This is a genomic window from Rhizobium sp. USDA 3886 (assembly GCF_056279785.1).
This window is the reverse complement of the sequence record NZ_JBWCDC010000003.1, coordinates 2,485,343-2,500,231: the sequence shown is the minus strand read 5'-3', so window position 1 is coordinate 2,500,231 and position 14,889 is coordinate 2,485,343. Positions and strand designations below refer to the sequence as shown.

Genomic DNA, 14,889 nt, shown 5'->3' with positions numbered 1-14,889 from the left:
GAGCTGCGCGGATCTGGTGCAAATCAATTCTGCGAGCTCGTGGCTCACTGACCCCTATGCATTTCCAGGCCCACTCTCACCGATCTTTGTCCTTACCGTTCGCTGACCTCCTCACACGCCGACGATCCGCCTGGCGATGGCTCGCTTGTTACGCCGCAGCCAGAGCGGAATCCCTGTAATTTTCGTTCTTCGTCACCATCGCCCAGATCGATCGAGCCATTTTGTTGGCAAGGGCAATCGCAACGAGAATGCGGGGCTTGCGCGCCAACATACGCGCCAGCCATGAGCTCTCGGGAGGAGCTTTGCGGCATGCCCATCGGATGACCGTCATTGCGCCGATGATCAAAAGCCGCCGTATGTCACGCTGACCCATCTTCGACGTTCGGCCGAGTACCTGCTTTCCGCCGCTCGAATGCTGTTTGGGTACGAGCCCCAACCATGCCGCAAAGTCTCGACCTTTGCGGAATGTCGTCATGGTAGGGGCGAAAGCTTCGATCGCCATGGCCGTGATCGGTCCCATTCCAGGCATGGACATCAATCGGGCTGTGTTCTCAGAGCGCATCGCTTCCGACTTGAGCGCCTTTTCCAAGCTGGTAATCCGGGAAGAGAGCGCCTCGATCTGTTCAAGGTAAAGCCGTGCGGTTTCCACGACAATGAGTTCGAGGCCGGCGGCGTCATCCTCGATTATCTGCGTCAACAAAGCCAGGTTCGCAATTCCCTGCGGCGCAATGACCCCATGCTCAGCGAGGTGCGCGCGGAGGGCGTTGATGAGCTGTGTTCGCTGACGGACGAACAGGTCCCGCGTCCGGAAGATCATCGAGCAGGCTTGCTGGCTCTCAGTCTTCGGAACCACGAACCGCATCGACGGGCGGAGAGCCGCTTCAACGATCGCCTCCGCATCGGCCGCATCATTCTTCTGCCGTTTGACGAACGGCTTTACATAGGCCGGAGGTAGCAAGCGAACTTCGTGGCCGAGCTTGCCGATCTCACGAGCCCAATAATGGGCGGTCGCACAGGCTTCCATTGCAACTGTGCATTTCCGCAGCTTTGCGAAAAACGCGAGAACCTGACCGCGGGACAATTTCCTGCGCAGAATAATCCCACCATCGCTTCCGGCGGCGTGCACCTGAAACACTCGCTTTGCCAGGTCCAGGCCGACAATGCTAATTTCCTTCATGGATGCTCTCTCCTCTAAGTGACATTCTCGCGAACATCACTCTGGCACATTGCGATGCCGTCGGGAGGGGGCATCCACTCCATCAATTCTCGATGGAAATATTCCGGAAGGCCGGGTCAGTTCTTAGTGGAAATCAAAACCGAGCATTGACCGGTCTGACTTCGGCGAGCATCCCATCACGCGCCTGAAGAAGGTGCTGAACGCACTCTCGTACCCGAGCGCGCGATTATCGACACCGATCGATTGCCGTCGGATAAACAGCCGCCGGCAATCAGCATTGCCAGCGGCACAACATCAGCCGGGGTCACGCCGCCCGCCATTCGCATGCGTTTGGGCGCGATCTTACCACCACCGACACAGCGACTGAGGTTTTCCGTCGCGCTTCGAACGGCGAGCTATTCACCGGGAAAGTCGGCGCTGTTCGTTATCTCAGCCCAGGCTTCGAAATTCTCCCGTAGAGCATCAAGGCGTGCCAAGGCCACGTTGAGGGCGACACGCCCCAGAAGCAGGCGAAGTGGTGGCCTCTCAGCCTCGAAAACCGTCACGATCGCCTGTGCGGCACGGGCCGGATCGCCAGGCTGGTTGCCGGAGACAGCCCTGGTCGCTTCGCGCCGCTTCCCGGCGGTTTCCGCGTAATCTTCGATCCATGTCTCGGATTCGATCATCGATCGGCCGGCCCAATCGGTGCGAAAGGCGCTCGGCTCCACGATGGTGACGTTGATACCGAGCGGTGCGACCTCATGCCAAAGCGATTCCGACAAGGCTTCGACGGCAAATTTCGTGGCGTGATAATAGCCCGTTGCCGCAAAGGCGACGAGGCCTCCGAGAGACGAAATGTTGAAGATGTGCCCACGCCGGTTCCGGCGCATTCCGGGCAGGACGCGCTTGTTAAGTGTATTGAGGCCGAAGACATTCACTTCGAACTGATCACGGATCTGCCGGTCGTCACCTTCCTCAATGGCGGAGAGATAACCGTATCCGGCATTGTTCACCAGCACGTCGATTCGGCCAAGCCGGGTCTCGGCCGCGGCGACGGCGCTGTCGATGGAAGTGGGGTCGGTCACGTCGAGCAGAAGCGGAAGCGCGCGCTCACCGTAGCGCGCGACGAGGTCGTCCAGGCTGGCAAGGTTTCTGGCCGTGACGACAGCGCGCCAGCCGCGCTCCAGTACCGCCTCGGCGACGGCGCGGCCGAGGCCGGAAGAGGCGCCGGAGACGAACCAGATGGGAGTACGCGTGCTCATGTCGGAGCTCCTTTCAGGATTATTCACGTCTTTAGCGATTCAGATGGATCAGCGGCGGCGCAGAATCATTCCGCCATGGTGAAGGGTGTTTCGGTCGACGAAGGTTCCATCGGCCATGAAGCCGGTGTCGTCCCAATAATCGATGTGATTGTCCCGGATCTCGTAGCGACCTTCATAGGCGCTTTCGCGATTTCCGCGCGCTTCGTCATAACGTCCGTTCGGCAGCAGATTGTGCCGAACCCTATTGTCGGCGGTCGTCCACATGCCGACATAGGGATGATCTGTCATCCTTTGTTCTTCCATAATTTCATGCCTGTTCCTGCCTGTATCGGAGGCGTTCGCCGGGGTGGAAAGAATTGCCAGCACAGTGAGAGCGAGCCAGTTCCTGCCGAACACTCGGTACGTATGCCTTCTCCGCGCCACACGCTGACAAGCGTTCAGGGCTAGGGCCTGACTCTTGATCATCCGATTTGGCCCTGCGGCCGCACGGTGATCTCGTTCAGTCCGACGCTGGCCGGGGTCTCGATCACATGGCGCACCACGCAACCGACATCGGCCGGCTGCAAGGCGCTGGCGCGGTATTCGTCCATGAATGCTATGGTCTCGGCATGGGTGATGGTGTTGGCCAGTTCGCTTTCGACCACGCCGGGATTGATACACGTAATCTGGAGTTCGGGGTGTTCCTTTCGCAGGCCCTCCGAGATTGCGCGGACCGCAAATTTTGATGCCGAGTAGACCGCTGCGGTAGGCTCGACGGACAACGCCCCGATCGACGCGATGTTGATGATCTGTCCAGCGCCGCGAGCATGCATGTGCGGCAAAACCGCCCCAATGCTCCACAGAACACCTTTGATATTCACTTCGATCATGCGGTCCCATTCTTCGTAGTGGCCGGCGACGAGTGGCGACAGTGGCATGATGCCGGCATTGTTCACCAGCACATCGATGCGGCCCCAAGTCTCCAGGGCAGCACCCGCAAAGGCCTCGACAGACGTGCGATCGGTAACGTCTAGAGGGCGGGTTTCGACTGTCCTGCCCGTCGCGCGGATGTCGGCGGCGATGGCCTCCAGCCGATCCGTGCGGCGGGCGCCCAGAAGGAGTTTGGCACCCGCCACTCCCAAAGCTCGCGCGATGCCTTCCCCGATTCCGCTGGATGCCCCAGTGATCAGAATAACCTTGTCCATGTCCGGCTCCTTGTTTCGTCATCGGCAAGATGGAGCGACTTTTCGGTCGTTTGTAGGGGTCGAGTGCTGTACTGGTTGGTTAGCAATGCTGGACAATCAAAATGGACCTGAATCTTCTGCCCCTCTTCCTTGCGGTCTCGAAAGAGCGGAACTTTCGCGCGGCAGCCGATCGGATGGGCGTAACCCGTTCCGCCGTCAGTCAAGCGATCCGACGGCTTGAGGATCATCTCGGTACGGCACTCGTGGTGCGCACCACGCGGTCGGTGCAACTGACTGAAGCAGGCGCGCGGTTGGTTAGCTCACTGGAAGGGCCGTTGACCGACATAGGAAGTGCGCTGGATACGACCGGGACGGCGGATGAGCCGCGCGGCCATCTCCGGTTGACAGCAACTTCGATCGCCGAGCCATTCCTCTCCGGTCCATTGCTGGCGAGCTTCGTCGCGCGCTGTCCCCATGTGACGGTCGATGTGACGGTGACCGATGAGGAATTCGATATCGTCGCCCATGGGTTCGATGCTGGAGTCAGGCTGGGCGAGGTGATTGAGAAGGATATGATTGCCGTGCCCGTGGGTGGGGAGCAGCGGGAACGAGCCGCCGCAGCGCCGGCCTATCTCGCCGAGCGCGGTGCGCCCGCCCATCCAGGCGAGCTCGTCGGACACCGTTGCATTGGTTGGCGCCTCTCGCCGGAGATTGCGCCTCACCGCTGGGAATTCGTCGAAGGCGGTCGCCCGTTCGACGTCGCTGTGGAGCCGCAAATCACGACGAACGACCTTCGCTTGATGCTCCGGCTCGCCCTAGCAGGAGCCGGTATCACCTTCGCCCCTGAGGACTGCCTGCAGCCGCATTTTGAAGACGGCTCGCTCGTGCCGCTGCTGGAAGAGTTCCTGCCGCTCTTTCCAGGTTTCTTCCTCTACTTTCCACAACGCCGCAACATGGCGCCGAAGCTGCGTGCGTTGATCGACCATGTGCGGCAATGCCAGAAGGCACGGTTAGGAGGATGATCGGGCGTCGGATGCGCCGTCGAGGGCGCTGGACATCGCTCTACGCCCTCAAGGACTTCATGGGTCATCAGGGCTATCGGTCCTTTTGCGCGGCATGGGGAAGTTGCTGTGCCTCCGTGTCCAAAGTGATCGAGTTTGACAAACTTTGCCAAGTTCAACTAACTTGTGCGTAATATGGAGGCTCGAATGGCTACGATGAACGTATCTTTACCGGGCCCAATGAAAGATTGGGTCGAGGCGCAAGCGAGGACCGGGCGATATTCCAATGCCAGTGATTATGTGCGCGACCTGATTCGGAGGGACCAAGCGCGCAGTGATAAGATTGCCGCGATGCAACGCTTTGTCGATGACGGTCTCAAAAGTCGTGTTGGCGGCCGGTCGAAGGACGAACTCTTTGCCGCAGCAGTCGCGCGCGCGGAAACGACGCGCGGCAGCAAATAGTGCGTTTTAGCCTTTCTGTCGAGGCCGAAGAGGATATCATTGCGATCGCCGAGCAAGGTGTCCGCATATTCGGATCCGCACAGGCTAGGCGGTATCATGACGAGCTGTTCGCGGTGCTTGACCTGATTGCCGCGAATCCGCCGGTGGCGCGTGACCGAGGAGAGATTTCGCCGCCGGTTAGGATCCATCCGTTCAAAGCGCATCTCGGTCTACCGGATCGAAGAGAACGGAGCCATTTTCGTGATCCGAATACGCCATGGGCATGAAGACTGGGCCGGCGATCCAGTTTAGGCCCCGCCGATGAACGAATAAGCACAGTTGCATCAGGGTCATTGCGGCCGGGAATGTAACGCGTCTCAAACGACGGCTGCGGCCTCAGGTTCGCTGCGCAGAATCGCAATGATGGCGGAAGTGTCGATCACCATCAGTTCGGAATTCCATGCTCATCATAGCCGATGATCTCTTCATCGCTGCGACGGTCGAGTTCGGGCAATCGCGCCAGTCGTCCTCGGATCGCCTGCATCTCGGTGAGCAGACGCTCCTGCGCCACATCGCCGTATCCCATGCGATGCAAGCGTTCGGTCAAAGCCTGATGAATAGCTGCGGTCTTGCTGATACCGCCGGGCCAGCTCGTCAACGAGAGCGACTGTGGCGGGATTTTTGATGTTCAGCGACATGACCATCTCCGACATTTCTACCTTTTTAGCGCATTTCTGCCTCGAAAATCTCTCGCTGTAAAAACGTCCGATAACGCAAGGATTTCGTTGAAAACGCGGCAGATTATTTGCGGTAGTGCCGGGAACACTCGTACTCGGGGTGTGGCGGCAATGGCTCTGGCGATATCGCGGGCATTTTCGTTGAGGTCACGCGGCAGCTTGCGAGCGGGTGTATTCGGGCAGCAGCGCTGCTTCGGTGAATCGGCATGGGGTTCCCGGCGCCGATCGGCAGGTTAAATAATTGTTTTTGCTTAAGCGACAGTGGCATTGCACGATGCTTATTCACAATCTTGCCATCGCTCGCAGCGCAAGCGCCGGGCCCTCGAAGGCCGTGATTGAAACAGTTCCAGGGAACATCGACAACGGATGGCATCGTTCTGTACGCGCAACCTAGCGCATCGCAACGACCATCTTACAGAGCTGGCGAGGCTTGCCTCAAACCCGCCAGAGGGCAGGCCGTCTTGGCCCTCCTTCGGCTTCCTGTCGTGTGGACTTCGGACTCGGGCGGGAGGATCACGTCTCACTTTGCTTTCTCTTTGTAGATCGAGGGGTGTTGACGGCTGGAGATATGTCAATTAAACATCTGATATCTCAGTTAGAGAATTGATATGGCAAATACTGTCGAATTTCCATCCTTGCCGCTTTCTGACCTGGTCTCTCCGCACGATCTGCCGGCCGCGGGGAATATGACCAACCGTATTCACGCGCTGTTGCGCAAGCTGATCGTCGAGGTGAAGCTGCTGCCGGGCCGCGCGCTTTCCGAAAAGGAGATCGCGGCACTGCTTCATGTGAGCAAGACGCCCGTTCGAGAAGCCATCATCCGGCTTGCAGAAGAAGGGTTTGTCACTGTCGTGCCGCAGGGCGGCACCTACATCGCGCCGATCGATGTGCAGCGCTACATGGAAGCCTGTTTCATCCGCTTCAAGCTGGAGGAGGGGGCTGTTGTCGAGGCCACCAAGCGGCATTCGCTGGAAGATATTGCGCGCCTGAAGACCTGCCTTGCCCAGCAGCGCGCCGCCGCCGAGGACGAGCAATTCACCGATTTCTTCCTACTGGATGAGGAATTCCATCGCACGATCTTTGCAGCGGCCCGCCTTCCCGGTGCCTGGAGCGTCGTCAACCAAGCAAAGGGCGAGATGGACCGGATGCGGCATCTAAAGCGCGTATTTGCGGTTCGCCGGACTGAAAAGGTGATCGAGGAGCACGAGAATATCGTGGCCGCCATCGAGTCCGGCGATATCGAGCGGGCGCGCGAGGCGGTTCAGCTCCATCTCGGATCGCTCGAATCCAAGATCACGGAACTCTCCAAGAACCCGAAAATCTGGACCTACATCGAACAGGTCAACACGCGCGTCACCAAGAAACGCGTCTCAAGGGGCTCCAAATTGCCTGCCTGAACATCCAAGGCTTTTGAGGAGGGGCCTTTCATGTCTGCAGTTCAAATCAACGACGTCGTCAAGCGATATGGCGCTCTCGAAGTCGTCCATGGCATCAATCTGGCGATCCAGCCCCAGGAATTCGTGGTCCTGGTCGGTCCGTCGGGGTGCGGCAAGTCGACGACGCTGCGCATGGTTGCGGGGTTAGAGGATATCTCCGACGGCACGGTTTCGATCGGCGGACGGGTGGTCAACAAGATCGCGCCGAAGGACCGGGACGTCGCGATGGTGTTCCAGAACTACGCGCTCTATCCCCACCTCAATGTGGCGGAGAATATCGCCTTCGGCCTGCGCGTCAGGGGCGAGAAGCGCGACGTGATCGACAAGGCAGTTGTGGAAGCCGCGCAAATCCTGGGATTGACGGATTATTTGGCCCGCAAGCCTGCCGATCTCTCCGGCGGTCAGCGCCAGCGCGTCGCCATGGGCCGCGCCATCGTTCGCAGGCCCAAGGTCTTTCTGTTCGACGAACCGCTCTCGAACCTCGATGCGAAGTTGCGCACCCACATGCGCGCCGAGATCAAGCATCTGCACAAGCGCATGCAGGCGACGAGCATCTATGTGACGCACGACCAGGTCGAGGCGATGACCTTGGCTGACCGTATCGTCATCATGAACGGCGGAAATATCGAGCAGATCGGTTCGCCGATGGAGGTATTTCTCGAACCGGCAAACACCTTCGTTGCCGGTTTTATCGGCTCGCCGCCCATGAACCTTCTCGACGCCGTGATTGCAAAGCGCGACGGTGGAGTGAAGGCCGTGCTGACAGGCAATACCGGCCAGAGCCTCAGCATCCCAGACGCCTTTGCGAAGGCCGCAGCAGAAGGCCAGCCGATCAAGCTCGGCATCCGGCCTGAAATCATGTCCGTCCGGACCGGCGACGGACGCGAAACGCTGGACTGCGCAATCGAACTTGTGGAGCCGCTCGGTGCGGAAGCGCTGCTTCATGGCAAGACGGATGGGCATTCCTTCATCGCCAAGGCGGAAACGCTCTACTCCCATCATGAACTGAATGCCGTGGCGCGGCTCGGTATCGATACGGCGCGCATTCATGTCTTCGATGCCGCAACCGGCCGGTCTCTCAACGCAGGGAGCGGGTTGAGGCCATGAAGCACAGCCTACGCGAGAGAATGCATGATTTTTGGGATGATCTGCGCCAGGATTGGCAGCTTTATCTGCTACTGGCTCCGACGATCATCTGGTTTGCACTATTTCTTTACAAACCCATGTACGGGCTTCTGATCGCCTTCCAGGATTTTTCGATTTTCCGCGGCATCGAAGGAAGCCCTTGGGTCGGCTTTGCGAATTTCGCGGAACTCTTTCAAAACGACATGTTCGTCAGGGCGTTCTGGAACACGATCATCATCAGCGGCCTGGGCCTAATCTTCGCGTTTCCGGTGCCCATCATCCTCGCGCTAATGTTCAACGAAGTTCAGAGCGCGACGGCGCGCCGGTGGGCCCAGACGGTCGTCTATTTGCCGCACTTCATCTCGGTGGTGATCGTTGCGGGCATCGTCATCAACTTCCTGTCCCCCTCCACTGGTGTCGTCAATCTTTTGATGAAAAGCCTCGGGCTGGAGCCGGTGTATTTCCTTACCCAGCCTGAGTGGTTCCGCCCCGTCTTCATCGGTTCGTCGATCTGGAAGGAGGCCGGGTTCGAGTCGATTGTCTACCTTGCCGCGATCGCGGGCGTCAGCCCGACCCTTTATGAATCCGCACGGGTGGATGGAGCATCACGCTGGCAGATGATGTGGCGCATCACGCTTCCCTGCATCCTGCCTACCATCATCATCATGCTGATCATACGGATCGGCAATCTGGTCGAGGTCGGCTTCGAATACATCATTCTACTCTACCGTCCGTCGACCTATGACACCGCCGACGTCGTCTCAACCTTCATATTTCGGACCGGTCTGCAGGGAACCCAATATGACCTGGCCACCGCCGCCGGCCTGTTCAACGCGGTCATCGCTTTCGCCCTTGTCTATTCGGCAAATCGCATCAGCCGAAAAGTCTCTTCGACATCGCTTTGGTGAGGAGCTGAAGATGGCAAGCTTCAATCTTTATTCCCGCAGCGACAGGATTTTCGGCTGGGTCAACGCCATTCTCCTAGGTCTGTTCGTCCTGTCGACGCTTTATCCGTTCATCTATGTCCTTGCGGTGTCGGTCTCCTCCGGCGCGGCTGTCACGGCAGGCCGTGTGACGCTCTGGCCGGTTGATCTTACGCTCGCCGCCTATGATCGCGTGCTCTCGGACAGGATGTTCTGGGTCGCCTACGGCAATACCTTCATCTACACCTTCGGCGGCACGCTGATGAGCTTGGCGATCATGATACCGGGTGCCTATGCGCTGTCGCGCAAACGCCTGCGCGGCCGCACCTTCTTCAACATCGCGATCGCCTTCACGCTGTGGTTCCACGCCGGGATGATCCCGTTCTTCTTGAACATGCGGGATCTCGGGCTTCTGGACAGCCGTTTCGGCATCATCATCGGCTTTGCCGCGAATGCCTTCAACGTCATCCTCCTGCGCAACTTCTTCGAAGCGGTGCCGAAATCCTTTGAGGAAGCCGCCAAGATGGACGGCGCGAGCGAATTGCAGCTCCTGTGGAAGGTCTTCATTCCGCTTTCCAAGCCGGCCATCGTCACCGTCGCGCTCTTCTGCATCGTCTCGCGCTGGAACGGATACTTCTGGGCAATGGTGCTTTTGCGCGGCGAGGAAAAGATCCCGCTGCAGGTCTACCTCAAGCGCGTGATCGTCGATCTCAACTCGAATGACGAGTTTGCCTCCAGCCTGCTGACGGCCCGGTATTCGTTCGAGACGGTCACCTCGGCGATCATGATCGCCTCCATCATCCCCGTCCTCATCATTTATCCCTACGCACAGAAGTATTTCACAAAGGGAATTTTGCTGGGCGGGGTCAAAGAGTAGCAACACAAGGGAGGAAAACCTGTGAAAGCACTGCATAAAGGAGCGCCCCTACTGGCATTGATGACGGCCGTGATCATGGCATCGCCCGGTTCGGCCCAGGATGCGGGCAAGATAACCGAGGATCCGCTGGAGCTGACGATCCATTTCCACTTCCGCGACAAATATGTCTATTCGGAAAAGTGGCCGGTGGAGCAGAAGGCGGCAGAGATTACCAATATCCATGTCCGCAACGTGGCGTCGCTTGCAACGACCAGCAGCCGCGATGCGTTCAACCTCCTAATCGCCTCGGGCGATCTTCCCGATATCGTCGGCGGCGACGCGACCGGCGGGCTGAAGGAAGACTTCATTCGCTACGGGTTGGAAGGCGCCTTCATCCCGCTGGATGCCCTGATCGAGGAAAACGCTCCTCATCTGAAGGCCTTCTTCGACAGCCATCCTGAAATTCGCAATGCGATCTCCGGACCGGACGGCAAGATCTATTTCATTCCCTATGTGCCGGACGGGAAATTCTCGCGCGGCTGGTTCATTCGCCAGGACTGGCTCGACAAGCTCGGGCTGAAGCGGCCCGAAACGCCGGAAGAGGTCCATGAAGTCCTCAAGGCCTTCCGGGACAAGGATCCCAACGGCAACGGCATCAAGGACGAAGTGCCCTATTTTGCCCGCGAGGAGGTCGACGCGGTCCGGCTCATCAATCTCTGGGATGCGCGCGTGTCGGGGTCCGAGCGCTACGGCGACTTCGCCGTCTATGATGGAAAGCTTCGCCATCCCTGGGCCGAGGAAAACTACAAGACCGGGATTTCGCATGTCGCGCAGTGGTACAAGGAGGGGCTGATCGACAAGGAGATCTTCACGCGCGGCGCGCGCTCGCGAGAGTATCTCCTGGGCAATAATCTCGGCGGCATGACGCATGACTGGTTCGCCAGCACCTCGACCTACAACGACGCATTGTCGGGAAAGATCGAGGGTTTTGCCCTGAAACCGATGCTGCCGCCCAAAACCGCCTCCGGCGAGCGATTTGAAGATGCCCGCCGGCTGCGCGTCCAGCCGGTGGGATGGGCAATTTCGGCGACCAACGAGCACCCGGTCGAGACCATCAAATATTTCGACTTCTGGTTCTCCGACCAAGGCCGCACTCTGTCTAACTTCGGTGTTGAAGGCCTGACGTATGAAATGGTCAGCGGGAAGCCGCAGTTCAAAAAGGAGGTTCTGGAAAACAAGGACCCCGTGAATGCGCAGCTCTGGGCGGTTGGCGCCCAGGTACCGCGCGGGTTCTGGATGACCTACGAATACGAGCGCCAGTGGACCAACAAGATCGCGCTTGAAGGCATCGACATGTACGAGCAGTGCAACTGCCTCAAGGACGAGTTCCTGGGCGTGTCGCTCAATGCCGAGGAAAAGGCCGTCTTCGACCGCTACTGGCCGAGCATCCTCACCTACATGACCGAGATGCAGCAGACGTGGATCCTCGGTGCTCAGGACATCAATACCGGCTGGGACGCCTACAAGAAGCGCCTGACCGACATCGGCTATGATCAGGTCATCGATATCATGCAGGCCGCCTACGACCGCCAATATAAGGCGGCGCGGTAATCCTTCCTTATCCTGGATGGCGGCGCCGGTCGCTGCCATCCTCACACCACGCTTTTTCATAGGAGTTCGAGCCGCGATGCGTCACTCTGCCCCGGCCATAGTCAAACAAGCTCATCTCGATGAACCCCGACCGGGTTCATTGACCATTGGCTACGCGCCAAGCGAGCAGAGCCCTCCGACAGAGAACCCGCCGCGCTTCTCCTGGCTGCCCGATATCGATGATGGAGGGCGATATATCCTGCGGGTGTCGGCCGATCCCGGCTTCGCCGATGACAAGACGAGGACCTATAAGGACCTTGCCTGGAATTTTTTCACTCCGGACGAAACCCTGCCGGAAGGTCGCTATTATTGGTCCTACGCGCTTTGGGATCCGAAGACCGCCACATGCAGTTCCAATTGGAGTGCGGTGCGCAGTTTTGAAATCAGTGAAAAATTGCCGCTGACCCCGCTGCCGGGCAGGGCCGCCCGACACACTACCTCGAATGTCAGTCATCCTCGGCTGTGGATGAATTCCAATCGGCTCGAAACTTTTGCGGCAGCCGTGGCAAAGGATCCGGATCACTGCGGCTGGTCGGATTTTTTTGCGAAATCCGTGAAACCCTGGCTTGAGCGTCCGATCATCGAGGAACCCAAGCCCTATCCCAACAATGTGCGCGTCGCGACACTTTGGCGGCAGATGTACATCGATTGCCAGGAGGCCATCTATGCGATCCGGCATCTTGCCATCGCAGGCCGCGTCCTGGGCCGGGACGATCTGCTGGACGCATCCCGCGACTGGTTGCTCGCCGTTGCGGCATGGGATCCGACCGGCGCAACCTCGCGCGCCTATAATGATGAAGCCGCGTTCCGCGTCGTCGTTGCATTGGCCTGGGGTTATGACTGGCTTCATGACCACTTGAGCGAAGAGCAACGCAATACAGTTCGAGCCGTCCTTCTGCGCCGGACGCGCGAGGTGGCTGAACATGTCATCGCCCATGCCCGCATCCACGTGTTTCCTTACGACAGCCATGCGGTGCGTTCGCTCTCGGCGGTGCTGACGCCGGCCTGCATCGCGCTTTACGGCGAAAGCGACGAGGCGGTCGAATGGCTCGACTATACCGTCGAATTCCTGGCGACCCTCTATTCCCCCTGGGCGGGAACCGACGGGGGATGGGCCGAAGGTCCCCATTACTGGATGACCGGCATGGCCTATCTCATCGAGGCCGCCAACCTGATCCGGTCCTATATCGGCTTCGATCTCTATCAGCGGCCGTTTTTTCAGAATACCGGCCGGTTTCCCCTTTACACCAAGGCACCGGGAACGCGGCGTGCCGGTTTTGGCGATGATTCGACCATGGGCGATCTGCCGGGCCTGAAGGTCGGCTACAATGTGCGCCAGTTTGCCGGCGTGACCGGGGATGGCCACTATCAATGGTACTTCGATCGCATCAAGGCGGATGCGACCGGCACGGAAGCGGCCTTCTATAACTACGGTTGGTGGGACCTGAATTTCGACGAACTGGTCTATCGTCACGATTGTCGGAAGGTGGCAGCGGCTTCGCCTGCCGACCTCCCTGCACTTGCCGTCTTCAACGATATCGGCTGGGTGGCGATCCAGAAGAATATGCAGGATCCCGACCAGCATCTGCAATTCGTCTTCAAATCGAGTCCCTATGGTTCGCTGAGCCACAGCCATGGTGACCAGAACGCCTTCGTTCTTTATGCCTATGGCGAAGATCTGGCGATCCAGTCAGGTTATTACATCGCCTTCAATTCCAGCATGCATCTCCACTGGCGGCGCCAGACCCGGTCGAAAAATGCGGTGCTCATCGGCGGCAAGGGGCAGTATGCGGAAAAGGACAAGGCGCTTGCCCGCCGCGCCGCCGGTCGCATCGCTGAGGTCGAGGAAAATCCCGGCCATCTTCGTATTCTTGGAGATGCGACGGCTGCTTATCAGGTCGCCAATCCGCTAGTTCAAAAGGCCGAGCGCGAAATCCACTTCGTCAACGACAGCTATTTCGTGATTGTCGATCAGGTGGAGTGCTCCGAGCCGCAGGAACTGCAGTGGCTTTGCCACACGGTGGGCGCGCCGCAGACCGGCCGATCGAGTTTCCGCTACAATGGTCGTAAGGCAGGCTTTTATGGACAGTTCATCTTTTCCTCCGCGGGCATGCCTCAAATCATGGCCGTCGAAGGATTCCCCGGTATCGATCCGGCGGAACTCGAAGGGCTCGATCTGCATCACCACATTTGTGCCACCGCGCCGGCGGCGACGCGCCACAGCCTTGTGACCCTTCTCGTTCCCTACAGCCTGAAGGAGCCGAAGCGCATTTTCAGCTTCATCGACGATCAGGGCTTCTCCACCGACATCTATTTCACCGATGTCGATGACCAGCGCTTCAAGCTGTCTCTTCCCAAGCAATTCTAGTCCGTCGGAGGTTTTCAATGCAGCGTTTCACCAACAAGACTGTCGTCGTCGCCGGAGCCGGTCGCGATATAGGGCGTGCGTGTGCCATTCGTTTTGCCCAGGAAGGGGCGAATGTTGTGCTCACCTACAACGGTGCCGAAGAGGGGGCGGCGAGCGCAGTGGCCGAAATCGAGAAGCTCGGCCGTTCGGCTGTAGCAATCAAGGTCGACCTTACGAAAGGCGCCGATGCCGAAGCGGCAATTGCCACAGCCTCCGACAAGTTCGGTGCCATTCATAGCCTTGTGCATGTCGCCGGTGGCATGGTCGCTCGCAAGACCATAGCCGAAATGGACGAGGCGTTCTGGCACCAGGTTCTCGACGTGAACCTGACGTCTTTGTTCCTGACGGCAAAGGCCGTCCTTCCCAGGATGGCGAAGGGGGGCGCGATCGTGACCTTCTCCTCCCAGGCTGGCCGCGATGGCGGCGGGCCAGGTGCTATCGCCTATGCCACGTCCAAAGGTGCTGTCATGGCGTTCACGCGGGGTCTTGCAAAGGAAGTCGGCCCCAGTATTCGCGTCAATGCAGTTTGCCCTGGCATGATTGCGACGACCTTTCATGACACCTTCACCAAGCCCGACGTTCGCGAGCGGGTGGCCGGTGCCGCGCTCATGAAACGGGAGGGATCGAGCGAAGACGTCGCTGGGCTGGTGGCCTTCCTGGCGTCGGACGATGCGGCCTACATCACCGGTGCCTGCTACGACATTAATGGCGGCGTGCTGTTTTCCTGAGGTC

14 protein-coding genes and 1 pseudogene are annotated in these 14,889 nt (G+C 59.0%); 10 read left to right on the top strand and 5 right to left on the bottom strand.

Features of this window, described 5'->3' with window-relative positions; translation table 11 throughout:
• Positions 1-148: 148 nt before the first annotated feature.
• The 4 genes from ACZ9BX_RS35065 to ACZ9BX_RS35050 form a co-directional block, all read right to left on the bottom strand.
• Positions 149-1,177, bottom strand: coding sequence for an IS110 family RNA-guided transposase (locus ACZ9BX_RS35065; protein WP_476222944.1), 1,029 nt, complete (start codon positions 1,175-1,177; stop codon positions 149-151).
• Between the two features lie 395 nt (positions 1,178-1,572).
• Entirely contained in the window at positions 1,573-2,418 is an 846-nt protein-coding gene (locus ACZ9BX_RS35060; protein WP_476222943.1) for an oxidoreductase, read from the bottom strand.
• A gap of 48 nt (positions 2,419-2,466) precedes the next feature.
• Positions 2,467-2,883, bottom strand: coding sequence for an Atu4866 domain-containing protein (locus tag ACZ9BX_RS35055; protein ID WP_476222942.1), 417 nt, complete (start codon positions 2,881-2,883; stop codon positions 2,467-2,469).
• Entirely contained in the window at positions 2,880-3,602 is a 723-nt protein-coding gene (locus ACZ9BX_RS35050; RefSeq protein WP_476222941.1) for an SDR family oxidoreductase, read from the bottom strand. Before ACZ9BX_RS35050 ends, ACZ9BX_RS35055 begins: the two co-directional genes overlap by 4 nt.
• A gap of 95 nt (positions 3,603-3,697) precedes the next feature.
• Between ACZ9BX_RS35050 and ACZ9BX_RS35045 the strand changes: the two genes are divergently transcribed.
• The 3 genes and pseudogenes from ACZ9BX_RS35045 (at position 3,698) to ACZ9BX_RS35035 (ending at position 5,335) form a co-directional block, all read left to right on the top strand.
• On the top strand, positions 3,698-4,603 hold the full coding sequence (locus ACZ9BX_RS35045) for a LysR family transcriptional regulator (protein WP_476223133.1): 906 nt from the start codon (positions 3,698-3,700) through the stop codon (positions 4,601-4,603).
• A 186-nt stretch (positions 4,604-4,789) separates the two neighbouring features.
• Positions 4,790-5,044: a type II toxin-antitoxin system ParD family antitoxin gene (locus ACZ9BX_RS35040; RefSeq protein WP_476222940.1), complete on the top strand. Its 255-nt coding sequence runs from the start codon at positions 4,790-4,792 to the stop codon at positions 5,042-5,044.
• Positions 5,044-5,335: pseudogene (locus ACZ9BX_RS35035) on the top strand (type II toxin-antitoxin system RelE/ParE family toxin). Before ACZ9BX_RS35040 ends, ACZ9BX_RS35035 begins: the two are co-directional and overlap by 1 nt.
• Positions 5,336-5,468: 133 nt before the next feature.
• Here ACZ9BX_RS35035 and ACZ9BX_RS35030 read toward each other — a convergent pair.
• A complete protein-coding gene (locus tag ACZ9BX_RS35030; RefSeq protein WP_476222939.1) occupies positions 5,469-5,681 on the bottom strand; it encodes a type II toxin-antitoxin system VapB family antitoxin in 213 nt (70 codons plus the stop codon).
• Positions 5,682-6,368: 687 nt separating this feature from the next.
• Here ACZ9BX_RS35030 and ACZ9BX_RS35025 point away from each other — a divergent pair.
• The 7 genes from ACZ9BX_RS35025 to ACZ9BX_RS34995 all read left to right on the top strand — a co-directional run bounded on the left by ACZ9BX_RS35025 (position 6,369) and on the right by ACZ9BX_RS34995 (position 14,885).
• Positions 6,369-7,157 (top strand): GntR family transcriptional regulator, encoded by a 789-nt coding sequence (locus ACZ9BX_RS35025; RefSeq protein ID WP_476222938.1) that lies wholly within the window; start codon positions 6,369-6,371, stop codon positions 7,155-7,157.
• A 30-nt stretch (positions 7,158-7,187) separates the two neighbouring features.
• The gene (locus ACZ9BX_RS35020; RefSeq protein ID WP_476222937.1) at positions 7,188-8,303 is read left to right on the top strand and encodes an ABC transporter ATP-binding protein; all 1,116 of its coding nucleotides are present in this window, start codon (positions 7,188-7,190) and stop codon (positions 8,301-8,303) included.
• Positions 8,300-9,229, top strand: coding sequence for an ABC transporter permease (locus ACZ9BX_RS35015; protein WP_476222936.1), 930 nt, complete (start codon positions 8,300-8,302; stop codon positions 9,227-9,229). Before ACZ9BX_RS35020 ends, ACZ9BX_RS35015 begins: the two co-directional genes overlap by 4 nt.
• Positions 9,230-9,239: 10 nt before the next feature.
• Positions 9,240-10,121, top strand: a complete 882-nt coding sequence (locus ACZ9BX_RS35010) for a carbohydrate ABC transporter permease (RefSeq protein WP_476222935.1) — start codon at positions 9,240-9,242, stop codon at positions 10,119-10,121.
• A 60-nt stretch (positions 10,122-10,181) separates the two neighbouring features.
• A complete protein-coding gene (locus ACZ9BX_RS35005; protein WP_476223132.1) occupies positions 10,182-11,711 on the top strand; it encodes an extracellular solute-binding protein in 1,530 nt (509 codons plus the stop codon).
• 76 nt (positions 11,712-11,787) lie between these two features.
• On the top strand, positions 11,788-14,118 hold the full coding sequence (locus ACZ9BX_RS35000) for an alginate lyase (RefSeq protein WP_476222934.1): 2,331 nt from the start codon (positions 11,788-11,790) through the stop codon (positions 14,116-14,118).
• 17 nt (positions 14,119-14,135) lie between these two features.
• Positions 14,136-14,885, top strand: coding sequence for an SDR family NAD(P)-dependent oxidoreductase (locus tag ACZ9BX_RS34995; protein WP_476222933.1), 750 nt, complete (start codon positions 14,136-14,138; stop codon positions 14,883-14,885).
• The last annotated feature ends 4 nt before the right edge of the window (positions 14,886-14,889 follow it).

Excerpts from the sequence above, each read along its gene's own strand:
- ACZ9BX_RS35065 (WP_476222944.1), bottom strand. The coding sequence starts at position 1,177 with ATGAAGGAAATTAGCATTGTCGGCCTGGACCTGGCAAAGCGAGTGTTT.
- ACZ9BX_RS35060 (WP_476222943.1), bottom strand. The coding sequence starts at position 2,418 with ATGAGCACGCGTACTCCCATCTGGTTCGTCTCCGGCGCCTCTTCCGGC.
- ACZ9BX_RS35055 (WP_476222942.1), bottom strand. The coding sequence starts at position 2,883 with ATGATCAAGAGTCAGGCCCTAGCCCTGAACGCTTGTCAGCGTGTGGCG.
- ACZ9BX_RS35050 (WP_476222941.1), bottom strand. The coding sequence starts at position 3,602 with ATGGACAAGGTTATTCTGATCACTGGGGCATCCAGCGGAATCGGGGAA.
- ACZ9BX_RS35040 (WP_476222940.1), top strand. The coding sequence starts at position 4,790 with ATGGCTACGATGAACGTATCTTTACCGGGCCCAATGAAAGATTGGGTC.
- ACZ9BX_RS35025 (WP_476222938.1), top strand. The coding sequence starts at position 6,369 with ATGGCAAATACTGTCGAATTTCCATCCTTGCCGCTTTCTGACCTGGTC.
- ACZ9BX_RS35020 (WP_476222937.1), top strand. The coding sequence starts at position 7,188 with ATGTCTGCAGTTCAAATCAACGACGTCGTCAAGCGATATGGCGCTCTC.
- ACZ9BX_RS35015 (WP_476222936.1), top strand. The coding sequence starts at position 8,300 with ATGAAGCACAGCCTACGCGAGAGAATGCATGATTTTTGGGATGATCTG.
- ACZ9BX_RS35010 (WP_476222935.1), top strand. The coding sequence starts at position 9,240 with ATGGCAAGCTTCAATCTTTATTCCCGCAGCGACAGGATTTTCGGCTGG.
- ACZ9BX_RS35005 (WP_476223132.1), top strand. The coding sequence starts at position 10,182 with ATGACGGCCGTGATCATGGCATCGCCCGGTTCGGCCCAGGATGCGGGC.
- ACZ9BX_RS35000 (WP_476222934.1), top strand. The coding sequence starts at position 11,788 with ATGCGTCACTCTGCCCCGGCCATAGTCAAACAAGCTCATCTCGATGAA.
- ACZ9BX_RS34995 (WP_476222933.1), top strand. The coding sequence starts at position 14,136 with ATGCAGCGTTTCACCAACAAGACTGTCGTCGTCGCCGGAGCCGGTCGC.